Raw genomic sequence first — 22,266 nt, forward strand, 5'->3', positions numbered from 1 at the left:
TTCTCGCATAATATCCGCCTGAATCCGCACATGAATAAATAATACTTAATAAACTCTCGCTTATGGTCACTCACCGATTCGTTAATACCCGTGTAGCGGATGATATCCTCGTACTGCAGTCTGGACAGTTAGTTGAACAAGGTACTCACGCTAAATTGATAGGTCTAGGTAGAGTTTAGGCAGAGCTTTATCGTATACAAGCCGACTCTTATGATAGAAAGGAACTTGTCGTTAACGGAGCTTATTAAATATCCAATCATTTAAAGTTTGTTCGCAAAATATCCACATCCATTCTTCCTAAATTCCAATGAAAACATGTTAAACAAATTGAGAACGGAGGACTGTCAGTTATCCACAGGAAAGGAATGAGATTATTGAATCTTTTAACTCGATTTGAACTGCGTAAAATACTGAGAAGAAAATCCACTTTAGTGGGAATTATTATTATATTGGCTGTCGCTGTCTTTCTAGAATTCATGTCCGTTTCGGGAGAAAATGTTGTAGGCGAAGATGGTAATGATATCTCCGGCCTGTCTGCGATCAGCTTATCCAGACAGAATGCACATAGACTTGCAGGTGAATTAAACACTGAGAGTATTGCAGCAGCTATAGATCGGCACCTTTTAGCGACAAAAAAAACGGAAAATTTAAATAAGACCACAGAAGAGGGAATATCCCTTTCAAATAAGGCTTATGGGAAATATGAACAGAAAGACGTTGAGATCAATAATTTAATTCGTATAGCCTACTCCTCTTCAGATAAATATGATTACTATATTATGGACAAACTTTCTACTCATGATGCTTCTGCTTTCTACCAAAAAAGAATGGATAAGATCAATAAGTATCTCAACATGGAGTTTTCATACGGCAATTATTCTACTGATGAGAAGGATTACTTCAAAGCAATGAATGGTAAAATTAACGTTCCTTTCAAATTTGATTATTCCAGCGGCTGGATGAACTTAATGCGCGATCTTGACCTCGTTATTTTAGTTACCGCCTTTGTCATTAGTCTAAGCGTATCCAGGGTTTTTGCCGGTGAGTACCAGTCTGGGGCAGATTCAATTATCCTCTCTTCACGGTACGGGCGTAGCAAACTGATCAGTGCAAAGCTAAGAGCCAGTTTTCTATTTTCGACGGGTTTGTATTTCGGAAGCATCCTATTTCTCACCGTAATCATGTTGAGTGTGTATGGACAATATGGGTCGGGTTCCAACATACAAATCATTTTATTTCAGTCCCCCTACCCATTAACTATATTCCAGACTTATCTCGCATCTGTCCTAATTGGATATATTGCATGTTTACTGATCATGTCTATTACTCTCCTTTTTTCTGCCAGAATGAAGTCACCATTCTCAGTGATCCTTTGCTCTGTAGTTCTCCTCCTGGCTCCTTTGTTTATTCCGGATAGTAAAAGCAGTCGATTGTTTAATAATCTTCTAAATTTGCTACCTAGCAAAATGTTAGATGGATATTCAGTTTTCGCGCGCTATGAAAGTTACCATGTATTTAATCGTATAATCGCAGAACCTTGGGTTATAGGAGCAGTAGCCCTCACCTTCACATTGGCTTTCCTTCCATTTACCTATCACAGCTTTAAACATCATCAGGTAGTTTAAGGGACGAACGAATCAAATTATGTACAGGGTTTGTTGTCCCATAGGCAATCTTCCTATCTACTCTATGAGTATGTTCTTGGGAAATTCAATCAATTTTAGTATAATAACTTCAGAATCTAAATTTAATATGGCAGGTGGAGACTCAGATGGGCATACAAGCAATTATAGACTTTAGGAATACAATTGAAGAAATATCGATGTTAAAAGAGATTGATGAACATAAATTACTCGACCCCATTAAGGAAGGGAAATGGTCAATTAGGGAGATAGTTGGACACCTATACTATTGGGATAAATTCATCTTAGAACAGCATGTCCCTTCAATAGCTCAAGGGGCAAATCTAATTGCATTTCCAGACCACGACTTCCACAATAATGAAGCGATTCAGCATATCAGTAGCATTGAGAATGTCGTTGCCTTAATTGATTAGTTTATACATACACGTAACCAGTTACTTGAAATTATCAATAGTATCAAAAGTGATACCACAAATGACAAATTCTTCTACTCCCCTTCCCAAATTTTAATCACATTTTTTAACTTCGCCACGATAATTTGCCATTCTGAAACTAGCTCCACATCCACATGAAGCTTTTGCATTAGGGTTATTCAAGGTGAACCCGCCTATCATACCGCCTTCTTCATAGTCAATTTGAAGACCTTCAATATATTTAATACTATTAGTGGATGAAGATTGCAAACAACAGTTGACAATTGCCTTTATCCTGGCAGTTCGTCGCTTTGATCTTAGTCGTTACAAATAATACAAGGACAAGCCATGTGGAGTTTGCTTCACATGGCTTGTCCTTGTATTCACATACTGTATTCTAAATTATTTATAGAGAAATATTCGAGGAAGCAGTTGCTCTTTTCTCTCTTCCTCCCCATTTATATAACAGGAAGCAATCATCAGATCTTAATGTTACCTTGATTGCCCCTCGATCTTTAGGAACTTCATATTAATTGTTTCAAGTACGTTCTTTTCTCTGCTGTCTGCCATATCGCCAAAAGGGGACAAGTCCAGAGAACGACTAACCGGCGATTGCCGGCGTTCGCCCTCCAAAGCACTATCGTCGAGCAGATGGTTCCTCATAGCTTTGCAAGTCCGCGTCGCGCAAAGTTCTTCCGACATAGCCCAACTCTCGACGTGCAGCGGCATCGTTGACTGTGAACTCACGCCCGATCATGCGTATCATCGAGCTACCATTAATACTCCATAGTTCGGTGCAAGAGCAGCCAATGCATTACCTGATATGAACAGAATCATAAGAAAAAGAAGCAACTGCTTTCGCTTCATTCGATGAGTGGCGACTGTGATGATAGGAGCTCCTATAGCCACACCCAGTGCATATCCGGTAATGAGTAACCCTGCTGAGGGGATGGACACCTGCAAGCTTTTGGCCACTTCAGGAAGTAACCCCATAATAATAAATTCAGTCATTCCAATCGCAAATGCCCCTATTGTCAGCGCTAATAGCGCCAAAGTCGGGCTTTTACTTTCTGGTTTATTTTCTATATTCACTGCAACCAAATAAATAACCACCTATCCGTTTTTTCAAAAAGAAAGCACTCGAAAGCCAGTAGCTTTAGCACCAGACTCGGGTGATTCCTGCATTATTCATAAGCCCCATTCGACAAGCTCTTTTTGCTACTCCTTCGATATAGGTCACCAAACTCCCCAACCTTAATCCCGTCACGAAATAATCGAATATACGATTCCGGTCTTGCCTTTCACTAGAATCATGATACAATAAAAGCTACCGATCGGTATCTTTTATTGTACAACAAGCTGTTCTAGAATAAAATAGCGCCGAGCCATTTTGATTTCATGAGAGGTATTCTTTTTGGAATAACTAAAACTTATAGGAGGACTTGAGAATGACTGAAAAGTAGATTTTAAAGGCCTTGGGCTGATCTGACCTTATTTTTCGCCGAATTAAAGAGTTGTCACATAATGAATATGTAGTGCATGCAAGGACAAGGAAGTGATTATATATTTCTTAAATACGGAACTGAAATTCTCATTGTTGCTCGGGATAGACGCATTCAAATGCTTCTCAAATCAAATCTTGAGAAGCAAGACTGCATGGTCGATCAAGCGCATGATGATAAATCATCATTTCTTAAAATACGACAGTTCGACTATAGTCCCGTTACATTGGATGCAGCAACTCCTTATCAGGATGAAATTACTCTTTGTTCTAAGATCAAGAAATGAAATTCAAAAAAGAAAGCTATTGGATAATCCACAACAACCAGGGGAGCTGAAGTAAGATGAGTGAAGCAGCAGAAACAGACACCGGAGCAGGAAGAAGGAAATTGATTATGAATAATGGGTTGATCAACGCTATTATCGCCTATATCATGTGGGGAGTTCTCCCGCTTTATTGGAAGTTGTTTAATGATGTGCCTGCAGGCGAGATTTTATCACATCGGGTTGTCTGGTCGTTTGTCTTCATGGGTATTCTCGTCACCGTCCAGCGCCGCTGGGGTGATATGAAGCGGATTGTGACTAGCCGTTCGCTCCTGCTATCGCTCACCGCCAGCGGACTATTGATCGCTGCTAATTGGCTCATCTTCATCTGGGCTGTCAACAACAACCATGTCGTTGAGACAAGCCTCGGCTATTATTTAAACCCGCTGCTGAACGTGTTACTAGCGATCGTCTTCCTTCGTGAGAAGCCGAATCGTGGCCAGTGGCTCGCGATTGCCGTCGCTGGCGCGGCGGTGCTCATCATCGCAATCGACTATGGGAGATTTCCGTGGGTCGCAATCTCGCTGGCTGCGTCGTTTGGCTTATACGGCCTTGCGAAAAAGAAGATTGTGCTAAACGCTTCTGTAGGCTTGTTGTCGGAGACAGTTGTAGTTCTACCCATTGCGCTCGGCTACTGGGTCTATTTGGCCTCCGTGGGCAAGGCGATGGCATGGACACTGCCTCCGTCCATGTTCATCGAACTACTCCTTTCGGGCGTAGTAACGGCACTGCCGCTGTTCTTCTTTGCACGAGCAGCCGCCCGCATGGCGTTTTCCACACTCGGATTCGTACAATACATCGGGCCGACAATCATGCTGTTATTGAGCGTATTTGTGTTCAAGGAATCGGTTTCTTCTACTCTTCTCGTCGGTTTTGCACTCATTTGGACAGCGCTTGTTATATACGCTGTGGCATCAGTTCGTGGCACAAAAGTCACGAAGGTGAATGTGCACCATGATAAAACCTATGTATGACGAGGCCTTCAGGTGTCAGACAGTACAACATATTAATGAAAGCGTTCAAACGATGACAGATGTCACCCGAGAACTGAAGATTAACCATGACACAGTGTATGGTTCTCTAATAATAAGCTGCCCGTTCAAGACAATGTGTTAAACCGCGGGTTCCAAGCGACGAAGCTCGAGGAGAAATGGGGCAGCGATATCATCTATGTCTGGGCCGCGGAAAGATGGATGTTTTGGGCCAAGCCTGTTAGTTAACCAAAAAAGGTAAAAAAGCCGCCTCATTCGGTAAAGTGTTTGTACCCCTGCAATCTCCCGAAACGAGGCGGCCTCATGAAAAAACCTACTTCAATATCCAGCATTCTTCAATATACTGATTTCGGAAGAAACCATCCTTCCCTACTAAGCGAGATGCACTACGTCGATGTTGCGCGGAAATTCACCGTATATAAGTTATTTGTTTTTGGCGGAAGCTTCCTTCCAGCAATGGAAGGGATTTCGAGGATGGGGAGCAGCGGATGACGCGTAGCGGGCATGCAAGGTTGACCACTCCACCATTTCTTCAAGCGTTTGCCTACTCTCATGATCAGACTCTACAATCAAAAAAACGGCCTCCTACCTTGGGCTCCCCATAAGGGGCAAAAACAGGGGTATAGCTACATGTCGGACTTCTTGGCGACCGTGGAGAACTCTACAACGTTCCGAAACAACAGGATATAAGCCCGATTTAAAACGCTACCCTCATTTGCTGGACCTGGGGTAACATCCTGGTCGCAACAAATACTTTTATGTCGATAATATACCTCCAAAATGATGAGAGAGATTATATAAGCATCTTATTCTCTCTACGCTTCCAAGCACAACTGATTAACTATTTTTCAAACAACAATTCTGTAAATAGAATGCAAAGCATGCTGTATTCATTTGCATATGCTTATTATCCCCATCTAACTTGCTGAGTAAAATGCCTCCTTCGAGCAAGGAAAAGGCAAATGAAGCAAGTGCATCCGCATTCAAATCCTCCTTAAACTCCCCACTATTTATCCCGTTAAGAATTATACTCTTTATCATATCCAAATGGTTATGCAGCCCTTGTCTTGCCCGATCTCGAAGCTCCGTATGAGTATCGTCACTTTCTACTGCTGTATTCTGCATAGGACATCCGCCAACAAATGGTGGATTACCAACAACATCTTCATAAACACGAAAAAAAGCAAGTAACCTCCCTGACGCAGACTGCTCCCGATCGACCGCCTCAGCAAATTTGCTGATAACTATACTGGCAGCGTAGTTGTAGGCTTCAAGCGCAATCTCATCTTTATTTGTAAAATGTCGGTAGATGCCCCCCTTCTTAATCCCGGTGTCGGCAATAATATCGTTTAACGATGTACCAGCATAACCTCTTTGATTAAAGATTGCTGCCGATTTCATAATAATGTGCTCTCTTGTTCGATCTCCTTTTTTCATAGTTTCCTCCAAATGATCTTATTCTAAACTAACATTATATCAAATTTACGGCCGAAACCTTGCCAAAGTTTTAAATTCTGATATAATAAAAGATACCGATCGGTATTTTTTATTATAAAACAAACCCATTCCAAAGGCAAACTTGTTTGGCTTCGGCCCATTGTTTACCTTTAAGTTCTATGGACAAACTTATGTGGAATGGATTTAGAACGAAACAGGAGGACTATTCAATGAGAATAAAAGTAGGCATTAATGGTTTTGGGCGAATTGGAAGACTCGCTTTCCGTCGTATTCAGGAAATGGAAAATATCGAAGTTGTAGCGATAAACGATTTAACTGACGCAAAAATGCTGGCGCATCTGCTCAAATATGATACTACACAAGGCACTTTCCATGGTGACATTGAAGTTCATGATGGAGCTCTTACTGTTAACGGCCAAGAAATTAAAGTGCTGGCTAACCGCAACCCTGAAGAAATCCCTTGGGGCGAGCTTGGCGTAGCTATCGTACTCGAATGTACTGGTTTCTTCACCACCAAAGAGAAGGCAGAGCTTCACCTGAAAGGCGGAGCAAAGAAGGTCGTTATTTCCGCTCCGGCAACAGGCGACATGAAGACCATCGTATATAACGTAAACCATGAAACACTGGACGGAACGGAAACCGTCATTTCCGGTGCTTCTTGCACAACGAACTGTCTCGCTCCCATGGCTAAAGCTTTGAACGATAAATTTGGAATTCAGTCCGGGTTGATGACCACCGTTCACGCCTATACAGGCAACCAGAATACTCTTGATGCGCCAGATTCAAAAGGAAACTTCCGCGCAGCACGGGCTGCAGCAGAGAACATTGTTCCTTACTCCACTGGTGCTGCTAAAGCCATTGGCCTCGTTCTTCCTGAATTGAAGGGTAAACTTGATGGTGCATCTCAGCGTGTACCTGTAGCAACAGGCTCCGTAACAGAACTCGTAGCTGTTTTGAACACGAAGGTTACGGTTGAAGAAGTTAATGCCGTTATGAGAAAAGCATCAGATCCAGAAACATACGGATATACTGAGGACGAGATCGTATCTTCCGATGTTAGAGGAATGACATTGGGGTCTCTTTTTGATGCAACTCAAACAAAAGTTCTAACAGTTGGCGACCAGCAACTGGTGAAAACTGTAGCCTGGTACGATAATGAAATGTCTTACACCGCGCAACTGGTTAGAACATTAGAATACTTCGCAAAAATCGCCAAGTAACATCATTGCAATTCTTCTTCACCCTAGCTGCAAGCATCAAAAGAGCAGGGTTTATATGTACTGTACGGAAAGCTGCATAAGCAGGAGCAAGATCGGCACTTCCGATTTCTAGAAAGTTACGCCAGGTGAAGAGTTAAGTTTTATCAAGACATGATTGATGAAATAAAGAAAATGCGAACGATGAAGCTGATAGCACAGCCTTTATGAAAGGGGTCATGAAGTGGGAGATTCTGAGGAATTGTTCGAAGAAGTAGATGATGTATTGAGAAGACTGCGTCCTTTTTAAACCGCGATGGCGGAGATGCCGAATTGGTTCAAGTTAAGGACGGAGTGGTTAAACTAAAATTCTTGGGAGCGTGCAACGGCTGTCCTAGTGCAACGATCACATTGAAGGCTGGAATTGAACGTGCCATTTTTGAAGAAGTGGATGGCATTCATGAAGTCGTTCAAGTCTTCTAGAGAAAGGGTGACCACACAAACTACTTCCTTGCTGATATATGTTTGGATGCCTTTTCGCTACAATAAGAGCGTAAACTAACTTGAAAAACATACTGCTTCATGACGAAGATTGCTCTATATCCAACGAAAGTATGTGCTTCTGAAAAGATTGGCTTTTCCAAGTGCATGAAGTGATCGCGCTTCAAATTGGCCGCAGCACTCTGCCTCTGCCAGCCATATCGCTAGGTCTGCAGCATAACTTTGAAAGGCAGCTCCATGGTCTCGCGAGCAGAAGATGTCCTAATTGGCCCTCTCCGGGGTGCTTCGTGGCAGTAGAGTGACCTCAGCATTGATCGGCGCTAGCTAAGTTAGTCAAGTTGAGGATGCGGTATCGTTAAATGTACCGGAGCTTAGCCGGAAGAACTGGAACGGATCGAAGCCATTTTGCTCGGATAATTTACTTTCAATATAGGGGGCGGGGACAACAGTCCCCGCTTATTCTATTCTATCTACAGCCCATGCATGGGCTTGCGCTCTACTGAGCCTTTACACTCTACTCCTTGTTCATCCCTTTTCATTACAGGTTTATTTTCCGGATCATGCTCTGGAGTTGTCAACAAAAGTGCAGTTTGAAAACACACACAACAAGCTGATGGCTGCTTGCGGCGTTATACTAGGTCCACTCTATGGCACACTGCAAAGCATTATCGGCGGGTTGACGCTGGTGCTGCTGATTGCTGTTGCCAGCAGTTTCCGTTTCGGCTTTCAAGTTGCTAAACAAACAGCATTGCCACTGGCTCCTTTTCTGGCTATTGGCGGCATCGCTGCTTTTTTTCTTTCGTATTAAAGCTATTTTTCATTTCGTATTAAGGATAAATATGAATAGCGTATCTAATCTGCTTCATTTAGCACAACAAGGTGACAAAGAAGCTGAAGCCAAATTGATTATCCGTTATGAGCCTGTTATAAATAAATACGCTAAACGAAATGGAACCATTGATGCAGATTGCAAACAACATTTGACAATTGCCTTTATCCTGGCAGTTCGTCGCTTTGATCTCAATCGTTATAAATAATCACGGGCAAGGCCATGTGGATTTTCTTCACATGGCCTTGCCCGTGTTTTTAGCTAATTTTGTATTAGTGTATTGAGAACATTTTCATGGAGCAAGTTGCTTTTTTCGTTTCAAGTCCCCATTTATATTACAGGAAGCGATCAAGTAGATAATCATATCTACCTTGATTGATTCTTGCTCCTTGAAAACTTCATATTGCTTGTTTCAAGTACGTTCCTTTCTCTGCTGTGAAAACAGAAGCGACGAAGTGGAAGCGCCATGATAGCTCTCTATTAGGGCTTGAGCGACCACCTCTCCGGCTGTAATCATCCTGTGGTGGGATGAATCGCCATAACCAGAGTAAGGGATTATGATACTTCTGCCCGGCCAACGTCACGGTATTGGGGGCAGCTCGCTCGGATGAGGGGGAGCTTCATCATAACGTTGGAGCTATGATGCTGACTTACCAGCAGCAGCTTGAAATAATTTATCCTTTACCCTATGGAGATGAGTGCATTGTGATGTCTTCTTATTATGTGCGTAGCCCACGACTGCACAACTACATATCCTTTTGAAAAGGAGACTTTGTTATATGCCAGAACAATCTGTGCCATTACCTTCGGACACAAAGTATCTTCTTGCATCCATGTTTGAACAATATCCTGATGTTGTGAATGTTCCCCAACTATGCGAAATGCTTGGCGGAATTAGTCCCAAAAGTGTCTATAAACTTTTACAAGCAAATAGAGTTCCTCATTTTAAAATCGGACGAGCATACAAGATACCCAAAATTCAAGTTATTACCTACCTCCAATCATTGATGCAGTCACAATAATTACATCCAACAGATAACTTTAACACTTTAACGCATTGAACCAATATTTTTACTATGATATAATTATAGTGTCAATGGTAGAGATGTGGGCTGCTAACTATGAGGAGGATCGGGTATGATAGCAGGTCACCTACAAGAAAAAAAGGGCCTTTTTTATTTTTTTAGTATCAACTAATATACTAAATTCACCTTTATTTAATAAGATATCACCTTCTGTGTTCTGCTCATCCACTATAAGAGTATAGGATAAACCACTGCAGCCCCCTCATCAACGCCTACTCTAAGGAAAGAATTCCGGGCATTAGCACTTGATAAGATTTCGACGATTTTTTCTGATGCTGCTTCACTGACCTGTATCATCGTAGTAATTCCTCCTTGGAACGTCATTTTTAGTTAGCCATAACCTTATATGCTGAATTGCAGCATTCTAACCCAGTCCATTAAACAGGGTATGAATGTAACAAGAGCAGATCCTTTTGGTGTTAATTCATAAATGGTTTGTATGGGGCGTGTCAAACTTACAGTTCTTTTAACCAAATTATCATTTTGGAGCTGGTGTAATCCGAGTGCTAGCCAATAAACTCATTACGATTAACAAGAGATGAAAACCCATCGTTACAATTAATCCTGATTGCAGTGACATCCCTGCAGCTTGACAAACAACAAGAATCGAACCGCCTATTCCGATAACTACACCCGGTGTAAAAGAATCCGCAAATTGTAGATTTGCCGAAGTTTTGCCAACCCCTCCTTCCCCTGTTTGAGAAAATGCCACAACGCCGCTAATAGGATGCGCCAATCCGATTCCGATTCCAGCTATGATTTGACCAATAACCGCAACGGTAACTGTTACAACGGGTATCCAAAATACGAAGGCAATCCCAATGGCAAGCAGTAGCACACCCAGGATAATTCTTGTATGACGTCCACGCCCCTGGTCTGCTGAGTCCCAACGTCCTTGCAGATAAGCAATGATGCACCAACTCAGTGCAGCACTCGCTACAATTAATCCAGCCTGTGAAGGAGTAATACCTTTCACATCTATTAAAGCCAATACCAAGAAATTCTGTGTGCTGGTATAGGCAGCGAAGAACAGCCCACGTGTTGCCAGAATTGCTGGCATACCTTTTCGGAAAGCAAGAGTTCCCTTGGGTAGCAGTTTGCGCAGCGGATACACCATTAGCACTAAACCAATAATGACTAAAACAAACCCTGTAATTATCGGCAGCATGCTAAGACCAACTAAGAAAATCCCCGTACCTATCGTTAATAGTAACGCCATCCATATAGATGCAGCCCCGTTGTCCTCTTGTATCTCCTCTGTTTTTAATTTCCTAAACGCAGGTAAACTAAGCAGTGCTGAAACAATCAGGACCGGTAAGATTCCCCAGAAAACAAACCGCCAGGACCACTGATCTGCGATCAGACCTGCAACGTATGGACCGAGCATAGACGGAAGAACGTAGGCAGTACCGAATGCTCCGAGTATTTTGGCACGTAATTCATCGGGATAACTTAAGGATATTGCAGTGTACACGCAAGTCATTATAGCGCCGGCACCTAAACCCTGCATGGCCCGTGACCCTATCATGGTATACATATCCCCTGCTGTTGCGGCAGCAATCAGCCCGACGATAAACAAAAGAAGTGCGATAGTGAATGGTGCTGCAAGTCCTTGTCTATCAATGATTCGACCGACGACCAAGGTACCGATAATCTGCGCAAGCAGATAAGTACTGAATATCCAACCAAATAGGTCAAGGCCGTTCAAGTCGCCAGCAATGGAAGGGGCAATAGTCGTTACCGATAGGCCTTCGAATCCAACTGCCATCACCGACAGTATAATTCCTATGGACAATGCAAAATAATGTGGGCTGAAAATGCTTTGAGAATTAGACGACATGAAATGTGACCTCCAAGAAATTTTTTTATGTATACACCATATCCGGATACTTAGTAAACATTATTGTTTATAAAGTCTAAGCTACAGTTCAACTTTGACTTTGTCAACATTTTTGTTTAAAATGTAGACAATGATGTAGAGCCAGTTGCTTAAAAAGGAGGTTCACCATGAGCCGAAATCAAACGAATAAGGATGCCTCAACTAGTACCCGGAGAGCGATCATTGACCTGCTAAAGCAGCAAGGGGGAATGGATGTTGTGGCACTATCCTCCAAATTTTCGCTATCTGGAATGGCTATTCGTCAACATTTAAATGCTCTGAAAGAAGAAGGGTTAGTTACTTACGAAGAAGAGGCCCGTCCCATGGGTCGACCAACAAAGCTATGGAGATTAACTCCCGAGGCTAATCGGTTTTTTCCAAGCGGATATTCTGAGTTATCAGTCAGTCTGATCCATTCGATGAAAGAGGCTTTCGGAAACGAGGGGCTGGACAAGCTGCTGGCTGTCCGGAATAAGAATATGCAAGAGCAATATCTCCAACACCTTGGTGACGCATCTGGCGTAAGAGAGAAGCTGGAGAAACTAGCCGATATTCGAACAAACGAAGGCTATATGGCTGAGATCAAGGATCAAGACGATGGCAGTCTCTTGTTTATTGAGAAGCATTGTCCGATCTGTGAAGCTGCTGCTACTTGTACCGGATTATGTAAGAATGAGTTACATTTATTTGCAACCATTCTGGGAGATAATGTTCATATCGAACGGGTAGAGTATATTTTGGCGGGGGGAAGAAACTGTGTATATAGGGTTAGGGAAGGCGAACAAGCGCATTGATGCTGGCAGGCACATGGCGGCGTAATTGTGCCGATCCATCACTAACTGGAACTCTTTCCTTTCCCGTCAGGAGAATTCCGCAACTTCGTTGGAGCTGTCAGTCGGTTGAGCGAATAGCGGCACCATCAGAAAGAACCTATGGCGAGCCTTAGCCCGCTATAGGTTCTTTCTGATTCTCTCGTCAACGCTAAAAAGTCAGAAAGATAAAACAGGAAGAAAAAAGACAGGCCCGTTCAAGTCAAAATAGAAATAATGCACTCCTCATGATCTTCGCGAGCTTCACCGCAGAATTATGCGCTTAGTGCATGAGATATTTCCAGATCAACCAGCAGATCAGTACGGATGCCCACGAAATGAAACCGAAAATCATCACGATTTTGTTTTCGCTCCATCCGTATTTCAGGCTGAAATGGTAATGGATCGGGGCCATCCGGAACAGCCGCAGCTTCGTCCGTTTGTAGTACCACACCTGCAAAATGACCGACAGCTGCTCCGCCAAATAGACGAAAAACAGAATCGGAATCAAAACCTCGACCTTCTCAATGACGGCCAAAACGGATAGGGAGCCTCCAATTGCCAGTGACCCCGTATCGCCCATAAACGCTCTTGCCGGATAGATGTTGTAAAGGAAAAGCCCAAGCAGACAGCCGATCATGACGAGTGAAAATGTCTGCACTTCAGGTTTGTCCGAAATCAAAAAAAAGAAAAAATACGTCGGAATGGCCACATTGATCAGCAACCCATCAAGACCGTCCGTAAAATTGATGGCATTCGCGGAGCCGACCACAAACAGCAGCATGACTGCCACATACACGTATACAGGCAAGTGCAGGTGGTACCCCTGAAATAACGCAATATCGCTCGTCAGGCCGAACGAATGGAGCAACACATACAAGATGGTTCCAGTAAAAATAAATTGAAGCACCAGCTTCGTGCGGCCGGAGATCCCGGACGGGTTTTGCCAGAAAGCCTTTTTGAAATCATCCAGAAATCCGACCAAGCTGAACAACAGAAACGTAGCGCATAAGAGCAACATTAGAGGCACGAGATGAAACTGCAGCGAAATCGCTATCCCGATAAGCAGGGTCAGCCCTGCCATAAGCGGTGTACCTTGTTTGGCCTGATGATCCGCTGGAAGCTCGGCGCGAATCGGCTGCGTTAGCCTCAGCCTGCGCAGCGTCCAGATCAACAGCGGCGTAAATACCGCCACCAGAAGGAAAGACAGGCCGGAAATAGCCATAATTCCGTACATATGACGAACTCCTCTCTTTTTTTGGTATGCCTCCAATCATTTGCGACAGCACCAATAATAATCCCAAACTGATCAATTAGATTATCTAGAAATGAACAGTATAATCCCCGATAAGGACATGGCAACCGTCAATTTCCCTAAACGCACACCTGTTAAACGAAGAGAATATGTAAGAGTTACTGTACCGCATTTTCTGATAAAATATTTTAGATAAACGTCAAGTTACTACTTAGAACCCTGCGAGGATAAAGCAGGTTACTCGAGAATCTTATGGGATCGCCCTACCTTAACCCAAACACTCCCCCCACCCGAACTTCAGGTAACCCACGTCCTAGCGGACCGTATAGCTCCTATCTCCTCATTCCTGCGATGGTTTGGAATGTAACGGACCGCATAGCCGCTATATCGGAAAAACAGACCCTAAATAGTAGGTTTTCGCCTCATTAAGAGCTCCTGAGTCCGTTAGACCTGCAAAATAGCCTGTTTACAGCAAATAGGGGCTCCTGAGTCCGCAATCGTCTGAAAGTTAAGCGCTAGTTACTGGCGACGGCCTTCATTTGTTATTTTTAGTCTCCTTGTTGCGCGGTGTGGTATGACTGGCTCGGACGAGTAACACATGGAAAAAAGACATCAAATTACTTATCGAAGAATCTTCTCAGTAACATGTAGTTTGATCTCACTTGTCACCCCTCTTACTTTTCTCTCTAATAAAATGATAAAGGTAAAAACCCTTTTGAAAAAGAGAACTTATTCTGTTTTTATTTCCTATTTTCGATCCTCATTGAGCAATCCTGGTACTATATTTTGGCTAAGCACACATAAACAAGCCGGAGCGCGTGATCCTCACATGCTCCGGCTTATTCTTACTCCTGCTATTTACACAAACACATACTCGCCTTCGCCGATCGCAATCGTCGAACCTTTCAGCTGGACAGAATCAGTCTGCAGAATGACCTGCTTAAAGAGGTTCTCGTCCCCGTGGACGAAATCATAGAACTTGCCGCCAATCTCAAGCGTGACCTTGGAAGCGTCAGCGGAAACCACTTCGAGTCCAAACAGCTCTGCCCAATGGGCTGCAGCCGCAGCGGGGTGGGAGACACGGAAGACAGCTCTGGTCATTTCGACATATCCGGCAGGATGAGGCTGGATGATGCCACTATTTGTCATGCTCTCCAGCCGCTCTTCATCGCTGCCTTTCCATTGAATAACGAACGGGTAGACCAGACCTTCGAAATCACCATCGATGGTCATCATGCGCCACTCGATTAACCTGCCGGTGTTATCCAGACGGTTGCCGTCAATGATCGGGGACAGGCTTAAACCTGCCGCGCCCAGCGAAGCGGCCATCTCTTCGATATCGTCCGTGCGGATCACCACTCGGCTCAGGATCTCACGCTCCGGCAGCAGGTCTACGGCATCCTTCACTACCCGGTTATGCTCCGTTGACGTTGCGAGCTCCAGATTCTCTATGCCCAGAAACTCGATGTAGGTCAAGCCGAAATAACTTAATGTATTGAAGGTACCCCAGGCCTTATGAGAACCTCCGCGAAAAGCTACCAGGCCGTGCTCTCCAAACACTTGCACGGCTTGATCCAAGTCATTCACATAATGCACGAGGTGGTCCCATTGTTTGGTTGCCATCGTTATTTCGCTCCTAACTCGGTGGTCCGCTTCACGGCTGCCAGCACACTTCTCTGCAGGCCTGCCGCGAAATCGCTGTTGTTCAGCTCATATAAGCCATGAATGCCTACGCCGCCGGGGGAATTGTTGATGTCCAGCAGCTGTCTTGGATGCAATCCGGTCTGGCGAAGCATCGCTACTGAGCCAACCAGGTTCTCCAACGCCACATTCCAGGCTTGCTCCCGCGGGAGTCCGGCCAGTACACCAGCGTCTGCAAGGGATTCAATGAAATAATAGATATAATTGGGGCCGCATACGCCATATCCGGTGAAAATATCGATCAAGCGCTCCTCCAGAACCTGCACCTTACCGAAGCCATGCAGGAAGTCATCCACCTGATCCACAGCCGCATGGTCATTTAAGGCTACGCCGCTATAACCATAACCCGTATCGGTAAGTGTATTAGGGATCACCCTAATAATCGGGCGCTCGGCACCGAAGAATCCGGCCAGCTTCTCAATCGTTACTCCGGCCACAATAGAAACAATGGCGGCTGCCGGCTGCGCGGACTGCTTTACCGCTTCACCGAGTGCAGCCAGATTATCCTGGGGCCGCACGGCGATCACAATCAAATCGGCTGCTGCAAGCAGCTTGCCTTGCGAGCTGTCCGTGATTACGCCATAAGTCTCGTTAAGATACTGGAGCCGCGCTTCGTGGATATCCGTCACAGTAAACTGCTCTGCAGCAACGCTCTTATTCGCGATGCAGGCACGAATCATGGCCTCGGCCATTTGTCCGCCGCCGATGAAGTGAATCCGCTTCTTCGTCAATCTCTCCACATCCTCAGTTAGTTATTGTCCCAAGCCTCAGGCAGAATGAACCCGTCGTATTTCTCGATACCCTTAATGTATTCTTCGAACTCCGGCGACTCGTAAGCTGCCTTCAGGTCCTTGGCCCACTGGGTGTTCTCATCTTTTTTGTTCACCGACACAATGATTCTGTGCTCCATCGGCGTATTTTCGATTTTGAGCGCGTCGGTAATCTTCCGGTCCGAGTTCGCAATGTAATTGCCGTTGACCACACCATAATCCACATCCTGCAGCGAAACCAGAATCTGTGCAGGGTCCAGAATTTTGATATCAATATTATACTTATCCGGCTCCATGCTGTTGATGTTGAAATCGGCTACGCCCGCTCCATCCTTGATCTTAATCCAGCCCAGATCTTCTAGAATACGCAGTGCGCGCTCCTGGTTGACCGGATCATTCGGAACCGCCACGGTGGTGCCGTCTTTCACATCATCCAGCGTGGTGTGATTCACAGAGTACAGACCCTGCGGCGCACCCGGCACGTAAGCAATTCCCGTCATATCTGCATCGATTTCATCGTTGATTGCGTTCATGTAAGCTGTACTCTGGAAGATGCTTGCATCGATCGAGCCTTCCTTCATGGCCGGATTAACCTGCATGTTCTGCGAGAAGGTTTTGATCTCGATCTTGTAGCCTTCTTTCTCCAGAATCGGCATAATCGACTGGCGGAACTGCTCTTCATAGGTGCCTACCCCGAAGCCGACCACAAGCTCTTTCTTATCTCCGGATGCTCCTGAATTATTGTTCTGACCACACGCTGCCAGCAGCACTACACTTGCTACTACAAGAACCAGCCATAGTTTCTTCATTGATTACGACCTCTTTTCATGAATAGTTTGTTTGAACTCAGCCAAGGCCTCATCGGTTACACTAAGCGGAATCGCACAATTGGGTGAGAGGATAAACGGCTGATCCTTCATTAAGCTCAGAGCTTCTTCAGCCTGCTGCTTGATTTGCGTGATGTCATTGGTGGCGAACAAAGCGTGATCCACGCCGCCTACCTTGGTGGCTGAGAGTGCCGCCGCCAGACCTGGATTGCCTTCAGCCTGGGTATCCCAGCTAATGCCGTCGATCCGGTAGTCATTGAATTTCTCGGGTTGGGCATAGGTACCGCAGGTGTGCAGTACGTTTTTGCCATAACTTGCAGCCTCCAGCACAATGGAATCATAGGGTCTGGAGAACTCATCGAACATCGCTTCATTAAACAAGCCCGGATTAGCCGTGCCTGTCACTGCGTAAAAGAGTCCATTCGAACCCGCCTGCTCCAGCTCCTGTACATAATCGGCCAAAGTCATGGAAATGGCATGCAGCGCATGATGGGCTGCAGCTCTGTGTTCCCGGAACAGCGACTCCAGGGTAACCGGATGTTCGATGCCAAATACGGTTTGGGTGACATAAGCGGAACGTCCCACAATAAACAGCAGCACGGTTAACGGAGAGAAGACCGTCTGGATCAACGGAGTATCCGGCAGACCCTGGCGAATCCGGCGCACCGCGTCCAGATGCTCCAGCAATGGAGCGGACTCAGCCGCCTTCTTCACTTCCAGATCCCACAGGCTTGCAGCCGTCGGGATGGCCGTCGTCTGCTGTCTCGGGAAAACCGCCCTATAGTCGGAGAAATCATATTCGTTGCCCCACGCTTCAGCCAGGTAGGTGGCTCTCGGGTTGATTTTGACCCAGTCCCAATCATATTTGCGGGTAAACTCAATGGTGGTGTTCGCTAAATCCTCTGCATTCTGTTCCTTGTCGATGAAATGACGCCAGCCGCTGATAATGGCACGGTCTGCCCGCTCACCGGACAGAATGGCGTTAAACCGGTCTTGCTTCGTCCATTCACTCACTTGCCGATCCCTCCTGTATATGAATAACTAGTAGCGGCGGATTCTTCTCGCCAGTGTATTTCCCAAAGACTGAATTCCCTGCACCAGAATAACCAGGATAACTACAGTTGCAACCACTACAACGGTGTCAAACCGCTGGTAGCCATAAACAATGGCCAAATCCCCTACGCCGCCGCCGCCAACGGTTCCCGCCATCGCCGTCGCCCCGATCAAACCAATGGTCGCGGTGGTCAGTGACAGAATTAGCGATCCAACTGCCTCTGGCAACAGGAAATACCAGATCACCTGAAACGGAGTAGCCCCCATGGCTTCAGCTGCCTCCAGAATACCCGGGTTCACCTCCAGCAGAGAGTTCTCTACCAGACGTCCGATATAAGGAGCAATATAGATGATCAGCGGCACAATCGCTGCGCTTGTCCCGATCGAAGTATGCACGATCAGTCGAGTGAACGGAATAATTGCAACAAGCAGAATAATGAAGGGCAGAGAACGGACAATGTTGATAATCGGGTTCAAGACCGCGTACAGCGTTTTGCTCTCCAATACCCCGCCTGGACGGGTGACTACCAGCAGGATGCCGAAGGGAATCCCAATCAGGGAACCCATAAACAAGGAAATCCCGACCATCTGGATCGTTTCGATGATAGCCTTCAGAAACTGCTCAGTTGTAACTGTAGTTGACAACATTTGACTCCACCTCCTCCACACCAACTCCATTGTTTCTCAGGAAAGACAAAGCCTGATCCACTACTGACGACTCACCTTTTAGCTGAATAATGATTGTCGCCAAGGTTGTCTCCTGAATTTCCGTAGTATTGGCAAACAGAATATTCACCTTCACATCGTAAGCGCGAATCATCTCATACAGTGTCGGCTCCGAGGCACTTGATCCCATATATTCAAGCTTGTACACCCGGCTTCCCGGCTCTGGCTTCAGTGACTTATACACGCTGTCTGTAATGCTGTTCTGAATCACCGTCTTCACGAAATTCTGCGTTGTCAGATGCTGCGGATGCCCAAAGACTTCCAGCACACTGCCCTGCTCGATGATTCTGCCTTCCTCCATCACCGCCACCTTGTTGCAGATCTCCTGAATAACCGACATTTCATGGGTGATGATCATCACGGTAATGTTGTATTCCGCGTTGATCTTCTTCAGCAGCTGCAGAATGGAACGGGTCGTCTGCGGGTCCAGCGCCGAAGTCGCTTCATCACAGAGCAGAATGGAGGGGTTCGAGGCCAGCGCTCTGGCAATTCCGACCCGCTGCTTCTGTCCACCGGACAATTCACTCGGATAGCTGTTCGCTTTGTCGCTAAGACCAACGAAATCCAGCAGCTCCAGCACACGCTTACGGATTTCGTTCTTGTCCTTCTTCAGCAGCACAAGCGGAATCGCCACATTGTCGAACACCTTTTTGGATTCCAGCAGATTGAAATGCTGAAAGATCATGCCGATGTTTTTCTTGGCAGCCCGCAGCTCCTTGACGTTGTACTCACCCAGATCCTTGCCCTCTACCAGGACTTGACCCTCCGTAGGGCGCTCCAGATAGTTAACCAGCCGGATCAATGTACTCTTGCCCGCACCGCTGTATCCGATAACCCCGAAGATATCGCCCTTCTCCACCTTTAGGCTGATACCCTTCAGTGCCTCTATGGAGATGCCTTTGCGGGTGTATGTTTTGTAGATATTCTTTAGTTCAATCATATACATCCCTCTTTACTCAGTTTCTGCAGAGCCTGCTCTGCCAGTACGGCGAAATAGCGGGCCGCGGGCAGGATTGCGGCTTCATCAACGTCGAATTTCGGATGATGCAGGGCATAAGCCGGACCTGAGCCAATGTTCACAAAAGCGCCGGGGATGCTCTGCAAATACAACGAGAAATCCTCCCCGCCCATCTGCGGCGGAATATCATGCACCACGTATCCGGTCTGCGCGGCAACCTCCTTGGTGAAGTCGGCCCACTTCGCATCGTTGATCGTTGCCGAGGGACCAGGATACCAGTGAAGCTCGGCTTCCGCTCCGGCGGCGGCCGAAATGCCATTGATGATCTGTGTCATCTGCTGCGGTATCCGGCTGCGGATCTCTTCATTATAAGTACGTACCGTCCCTTCCAGCTCGACTAGCTCCGGCAGTACATTCCAGGTGAAACCTCCATTAATGCGGGTCACACTCAGTACAACCGGCTCTTGAGCTCCGGTCTGGCGGCTGACCACGGTCTGTAGTGCAGTTACAATCTGGGAGGCTGTAACAATCGTATCCACCCCATTCTCCGGCATTGCGGCATGAGCACCAACCCCTTTGACGGTAATCTCAAACCGGTCTACGCCTGCGGTCAACGCGCCGCTGCGGGTGCCAAAGGTTCCGGTAGGCAATTCCGGCGAATTGTGCAAGCCGAAGATGGCTTCCACTCCTGCCAGCCCGCCCGAAGCGATTACACTTGCGGCACCGTGGCCAGTCTCTTCTGCCGGCTGGAACAATACCCGCACCTTGCCTGGCAGCTCTTGCTCACGTTCCTTCAATATATAAGCCGCACCAAGAATGACAGCGGTGTGGAAATCATGTCCGCAGGCATGCATCTTGCCAGGTATCTCTGAAGCGAAAGGCAGCCCAGTCTGTTCTTCAATCGGAAGTGCATCGATATCACAGCGGATCGCAACGACCGGGCCGCTGCCCTGTCCGATTTCCGCAATCAGCCCGGTTTCCAAAGGGATATCCAGGATGGAAATATTGGCATCTGTCAGCCACTTCCGCAGCTTCGCTGTCGTCTTGAACTCTTCATAGGACAATTCCGGTTCCCGGTGCAGATTTCTGCGGACTGCGATTAATTGACTGCTGAGCGTCTCTTCCTGTTCATCCGATGTTTGATTCAACATGTGCATCCTCCCTTATATTCAACAGTGCCTGAGCGAAATCCGCGATAATATCCTCCGCATCCTCCAGCCCGACCGAGATTCGAATCAAACCGTCCGTAATGCCAAACTTCAATCGCTCTTCCTGGGGAATCGAAGCATGAGTCATGGAGGCGGGGTGCTGGACCAGTGTTTCCGGATCGCCCAGACTGAAGGAGATCATCGCCAGCTGCAAGGAATTGATTAATTTCTTCCCCTGCTGCAGGCCACCCTTCACTTCAAAAGAAACAATTCCGCCCATTCCCTTCATCTGCCGCTGCGCCAGCTGGTACTGCGGGTGGGACTCCAGTCCCGGATAGAAGACTTGTTCGATACTGGGATGAGACTCCAGAAATTCAGCAACTTTCTGCGCGTTGGCGCAATGTCGTTCCACCCGCAGACCCATCGTCTTCATGCCTCTCAGGATGAGGAAGGCATCCCAGGCATTCAGCTGCTGACCGAGATCACCCATCAGTTTCTTGCGCATGAACTGGATCATGTCTTTCTTCCCGATGATGAAGCCGGCCAGCACATCGCCATGTCCATTAATGTATTTGGTTGCGCTATGCACCACCACATCCGCCCCAAGCGCCAGCGGATTCTGCAGGCAAGGACTCATAAAGGTATTGTCGACGATCACTGGTAGCTGGCGGGCTTGGCAGGCTTCTGTTATCGCTTCAATATCAAGAATGGTTAATTTGGGATTCGAAGGTGTTTCTATATATACAGCTTTGGTATTGGGCTTGATGGCTTCAATGAGACACTGAACATCCGTACAATCGACAAAATCAAACGTAATCCCGAACCGCGGCGCCAATGAAGTCAGGAAGCTGTAGGTTCCACCATAGACATCCTTGGTCACCAGTACATGGTCACCCTGCTGGAGAAATCCTAGCAGAGCAATCGAAATCGCCGCCATCCCGCTGGAAACACCAAGTGCATCCTCTCCGCCTTCCAGAGCGGCAATCTTCAGTTCCAGTGTACGGGAGGTAGGGTTGCCGTATCTTCCGTAATACACCCCTTCCGCTTCACCGCATACCACAGCTGCTGCCGTTTCAGTATCCGGGAAGGCATAAGCGACAGCGGGAATTATACTCTGTGAAATGGCTCCTGTCTGCGGGTCCGGACCTTGATTCCCATGAATAATGCGGGTATCGATTCTCCACTCTGTGTTCATCTGA

23 protein-coding genes and 2 pseudogenes are annotated in these 22,266 nt (G+C 46.3%); 9 read left to right on the forward strand and 16 right to left on the reverse strand.

All coding sequences use genetic code 11. The features are described from left to right. Positions 1-374: 374 nt before the first annotated feature. On the forward strand, positions 375-1,625 hold the full coding sequence (locus B9T62_RS17540; RefSeq protein ID WP_169834402.1) for an ABC transporter permease: 1,251 nt from the start codon (positions 375-377) through the stop codon (positions 1,623-1,625). Positions 1,626-1,771: 146 nt separating this feature from the next. Next, on the forward strand, positions 1,772-2,056 hold the full coding sequence (locus B9T62_RS17545; RefSeq protein WP_087916454.1) for a DinB family protein: 285 nt from the start codon (positions 1,772-1,774) through the stop codon (positions 2,054-2,056). A 765-nt stretch (positions 2,057-2,821) separates the two neighbouring features. Here the strand turns inward: B9T62_RS17545 and B9T62_RS17560 are convergent. After that, positions 2,822-3,157, reverse strand: a pseudogene (locus B9T62_RS17560) (MFS transporter); the annotation flags it as partial. Between the two features lie 794 nt (positions 3,158-3,951). On the opposite strand from B9T62_RS17560, the gene rarD reads away from it, so the two are divergent. Next, positions 3,952-4,854: an EamA family transporter RarD gene (gene rarD / locus B9T62_RS17570; protein ID WP_087920310.1), complete on the forward strand. Its 903-nt coding sequence runs from the start codon at positions 3,952-3,954 to the stop codon at positions 4,852-4,854. 441 nt (positions 4,855-5,295) lie between these two features. On the opposite strand, the gene B9T62_RS39155 is transcribed toward rarD, so the two are convergent. Together B9T62_RS39155 and B9T62_RS17575 are read right to left on the reverse strand one after the other, a co-directional pair. Then, positions 5,296-5,445, reverse strand: coding sequence for a hypothetical protein (locus B9T62_RS39155; RefSeq protein WP_157793872.1), 150 nt, complete (start codon positions 5,443-5,445; stop codon positions 5,296-5,298). 264 nt (positions 5,446-5,709) lie between these two features. Then, the gene (locus B9T62_RS17575; protein ID WP_014278020.1) at positions 5,710-6,309 is read right to left on the reverse strand and encodes a TetR/AcrR family transcriptional regulator; all 600 of its coding nucleotides are present in this window, start codon (positions 6,307-6,309) and stop codon (positions 5,710-5,712) included. Between the two features lie 230 nt (positions 6,310-6,539). On the opposite strand from B9T62_RS17575, the gene gap reads away from it, so the two are divergent. From gap to B9T62_RS17600, 5 genes and pseudogenes are all read left to right on the forward strand, one after another. Further along, a complete protein-coding gene (gene gap, locus B9T62_RS17580; RefSeq protein WP_087916456.1) occupies positions 6,540-7,550 on the forward strand; it encodes a type I glyceraldehyde-3-phosphate dehydrogenase in 1,011 nt (336 codons plus the stop codon). A gap of 220 nt (positions 7,551-7,770) precedes the next feature. After that, positions 7,771-8,009: pseudogene (locus tag B9T62_RS17585) on the forward strand (NifU family protein). Between the two features lie 601 nt (positions 8,010-8,610). Continuing rightward, the gene (locus tag B9T62_RS17590; RefSeq protein ID WP_087916457.1) at positions 8,611-8,835 is read left to right on the forward strand and encodes a hypothetical protein; all 225 of its coding nucleotides are present in this window, start codon (positions 8,611-8,613) and stop codon (positions 8,833-8,835) included. A gap of 31 nt (positions 8,836-8,866) precedes the next feature. Next, on the forward strand, positions 8,867-9,064 hold the full coding sequence (locus B9T62_RS17595) for a helix-turn-helix domain-containing protein (protein ID WP_087916458.1): 198 nt from the start codon (positions 8,867-8,869) through the stop codon (positions 9,062-9,064). 571 nt (positions 9,065-9,635) lie between these two features. Further along, entirely contained in the window at positions 9,636-9,878 is a 243-nt protein-coding gene (locus tag B9T62_RS17600; protein ID WP_211296473.1) for a helix-turn-helix domain-containing protein, read from the forward strand. Between the two features lie 231 nt (positions 9,879-10,109). Here B9T62_RS17600 and B9T62_RS41290 read toward each other — a convergent pair whose 3' ends face one another. The 3 genes from B9T62_RS41290 to B9T62_RS17615 are packed head-to-tail and all read right to left on the reverse strand — an operon-like array spanning position 10,110 to position 11,781. Further along, complete coding sequence (locus tag B9T62_RS41290; protein WP_281257740.1) at positions 10,110-10,238, reverse strand: hypothetical protein; 129 nt, start codon at positions 10,236-10,238, stop codon at positions 10,110-10,112. A gap of 45 nt (positions 10,239-10,283) precedes the next feature. Continuing rightward, a complete protein-coding gene (locus tag B9T62_RS41815) occupies positions 10,284-10,415 on the reverse strand; it encodes a winged helix-turn-helix transcriptional regulator (protein ID WP_087916459.1) in 132 nt (43 codons plus the stop codon). A gap of 4 nt (positions 10,416-10,419) precedes the next feature. After that, entirely contained in the window at positions 10,420-11,781 is a 1,362-nt protein-coding gene (locus B9T62_RS17615) for an MFS transporter (RefSeq protein WP_087916460.1), read from the reverse strand. Positions 11,782-11,948: 167 nt separating this feature from the next. Here B9T62_RS17615 and B9T62_RS17620 point away from each other — a divergent pair, with 167 nt between their 5' ends. Then, complete coding sequence (locus B9T62_RS17620; RefSeq protein WP_087916461.1) at positions 11,949-12,614, forward strand: helix-turn-helix transcriptional regulator; 666 nt, start codon at positions 11,949-11,951, stop codon at positions 12,612-12,614. A gap of 298 nt (positions 12,615-12,912) precedes the next feature. Here the strand turns inward: B9T62_RS17620 and mraY are convergent, their stop codons facing one another. The 10 genes from mraY to B9T62_RS17670 all read right to left on the reverse strand — a co-directional run bounded on the left by mraY (position 12,913) and on the right by B9T62_RS17670 (position 22,262). Further along, positions 12,913-13,866 carry a phospho-N-acetylmuramoyl-pentapeptide-transferase gene (gene mraY / locus B9T62_RS17625; RefSeq protein ID WP_087916462.1) on the reverse strand — a complete coding sequence of 318 codons (954 nt, stop codon included), beginning with the start codon at positions 13,864-13,866 and terminating at the stop codon, positions 12,913-12,915. 81 nt (positions 13,867-13,947) lie between these two features. Then, the gene (locus B9T62_RS17630; RefSeq protein ID WP_425436693.1) at positions 13,948-14,064 is read right to left on the reverse strand and encodes a lipid II flippase family protein; all 117 of its coding nucleotides are present in this window, start codon (positions 14,062-14,064) and stop codon (positions 13,948-13,950) included. Between the two features lie 678 nt (positions 14,065-14,742). Beyond that, positions 14,743-15,507 (reverse strand): VOC family protein, encoded by a 765-nt coding sequence (locus tag B9T62_RS17635; protein ID WP_087916463.1) that lies wholly within the window; start codon positions 15,505-15,507, stop codon positions 14,743-14,745. Positions 15,508-15,509: 2 nt separating this feature from the next. Further along, the gene (gene proC / locus B9T62_RS17640) at positions 15,510-16,325 is read right to left on the reverse strand and encodes a pyrroline-5-carboxylate reductase (RefSeq protein ID WP_425436661.1); all 816 of its coding nucleotides are present in this window, start codon (positions 16,323-16,325) and stop codon (positions 15,510-15,512) included. Positions 16,326-16,333: 8 nt separating this feature from the next. Further along, a complete protein-coding gene (locus tag B9T62_RS17645) occupies positions 16,334-17,164 on the reverse strand; it encodes a MetQ/NlpA family ABC transporter substrate-binding protein (protein ID WP_087916465.1) in 831 nt (276 codons plus the stop codon). A 3-nt stretch (positions 17,165-17,167) separates the two neighbouring features. Continuing rightward, positions 17,168-18,196 carry a uroporphyrinogen decarboxylase family protein gene (locus B9T62_RS17650; protein WP_087916466.1) on the reverse strand — a complete coding sequence of 343 codons (1,029 nt, stop codon included), beginning with the start codon at positions 18,194-18,196 and terminating at the stop codon, positions 17,168-17,170. A gap of 27 nt (positions 18,197-18,223) precedes the next feature. After that, entirely contained in the window at positions 18,224-18,883 is a 660-nt protein-coding gene (locus B9T62_RS17655; RefSeq protein WP_087916467.1) for a methionine ABC transporter permease, read from the reverse strand. Further along, a complete protein-coding gene (locus B9T62_RS17660; RefSeq protein WP_087916468.1) occupies positions 18,858-19,901 on the reverse strand; it encodes a methionine ABC transporter ATP-binding protein in 1,044 nt (347 codons plus the stop codon). The genes B9T62_RS17655 and B9T62_RS17660 overlap by 26 nt, the downstream gene beginning before the upstream one ends. Beyond that, entirely contained in the window at positions 19,898-21,070 is a 1,173-nt protein-coding gene (locus tag B9T62_RS17665; protein ID WP_087916469.1) for an amidohydrolase, read from the reverse strand. The genes B9T62_RS17660 and B9T62_RS17665 overlap by 4 nt, the downstream gene beginning before the upstream one ends. Continuing rightward, complete coding sequence (locus B9T62_RS17670) at positions 21,048-22,262, reverse strand: trans-sulfuration enzyme family protein (RefSeq protein ID WP_087916470.1); 1,215 nt, start codon at positions 22,260-22,262, stop codon at positions 21,048-21,050. Before B9T62_RS17670 ends, B9T62_RS17665 begins: the two co-directional genes overlap by 23 nt. Positions 22,263-22,266 lie beyond the last annotated feature (4 nt).

The sequence above is a fragment of the Paenibacillus donghaensis genome (assembly GCF_002192415.1).
Classification (GTDB): domain Bacteria; phylum Bacillota; class Bacilli; order Paenibacillales; family Paenibacillaceae; genus Paenibacillus_AQ; species Paenibacillus_AQ donghaensis.

What these genes read in the sequence shown, in the direction of transcription:
- B9T62_RS17545 (WP_087916454.1), top strand. Translation starts at nt 1,772, where the DNA reads ATGGGCATACAAGCAATTATAGACTTTAGGAATACAATTGAAGAAATA.
- rarD (WP_087920310.1), top strand. Translation starts at nt 3,952, where the DNA reads ATGAATAATGGGTTGATCAACGCTATTATCGCCTATATCATGTGGGGA.
- B9T62_RS17575 (WP_014278020.1), bottom strand. Translation starts at nt 6,309, where the DNA reads ATGAAAAAAGGAGATCGAACAAGAGAGCACATTATTATGAAATCGGCA.
- gap (WP_087916456.1), top strand. Translation starts at nt 6,540, where the DNA reads ATGAGAATAAAAGTAGGCATTAATGGTTTTGGGCGAATTGGAAGACTC.
- B9T62_RS17595 (WP_087916458.1), top strand. Translation starts at nt 8,867, where the DNA reads ATGAATAGCGTATCTAATCTGCTTCATTTAGCACAACAAGGTGACAAA.
- B9T62_RS17600 (WP_211296473.1), top strand. Translation starts at nt 9,636, where the DNA reads ATGCCAGAACAATCTGTGCCATTACCTTCGGACACAAAGTATCTTCTT.
- B9T62_RS41290 (WP_281257740.1), bottom strand. Translation starts at nt 10,238, where the DNA reads ATGATACAGGTCAGTGAAGCAGCATCAGAAAAAATCGTCGAAATCTTA.
- B9T62_RS17615 (WP_087916460.1), bottom strand. Translation starts at nt 11,781, where the DNA reads ATGTCGTCTAATTCTCAAAGCATTTTCAGCCCACATTATTTTGCATTG.
- B9T62_RS17620 (WP_087916461.1), top strand. Translation starts at nt 11,949, where the DNA reads ATGAGCCGAAATCAAACGAATAAGGATGCCTCAACTAGTACCCGGAGA.
- mraY (WP_087916462.1), bottom strand. Translation starts at nt 13,866, where the DNA reads ATGTACGGAATTATGGCTATTTCCGGCCTGTCTTTCCTTCTGGTGGCG.
- B9T62_RS17635 (WP_087916463.1), bottom strand. Translation starts at nt 15,507, where the DNA reads ATGGCAACCAAACAATGGGACCACCTCGTGCATTATGTGAATGACTTG.
- B9T62_RS17645 (WP_087916465.1), bottom strand. Translation starts at nt 17,164, where the DNA reads ATGAAGAAACTATGGCTGGTTCTTGTAGTAGCAAGTGTAGTGCTGCTG.
- B9T62_RS17655 (WP_087916467.1), bottom strand. Translation starts at nt 18,883, where the DNA reads ATGTTGTCAACTACAGTTACAACTGAGCAGTTTCTGAAGGCTATCATC.
- B9T62_RS17660 (WP_087916468.1), bottom strand. Translation starts at nt 19,901, where the DNA reads ATGATTGAACTAAAGAATATCTACAAAACATACACCCGCAAAGGCATC.
- B9T62_RS17665 (WP_087916469.1), bottom strand. Translation starts at nt 21,070, where the DNA reads ATGTTGAATCAAACATCGGATGAACAGGAAGAGACGCTCAGCAGTCAA.
- B9T62_RS17670 (WP_087916470.1), bottom strand. Translation starts at nt 22,262, where the DNA reads ATGAACACAGAGTGGAGAATCGATACCCGCATTATTCATGGGAATCAA.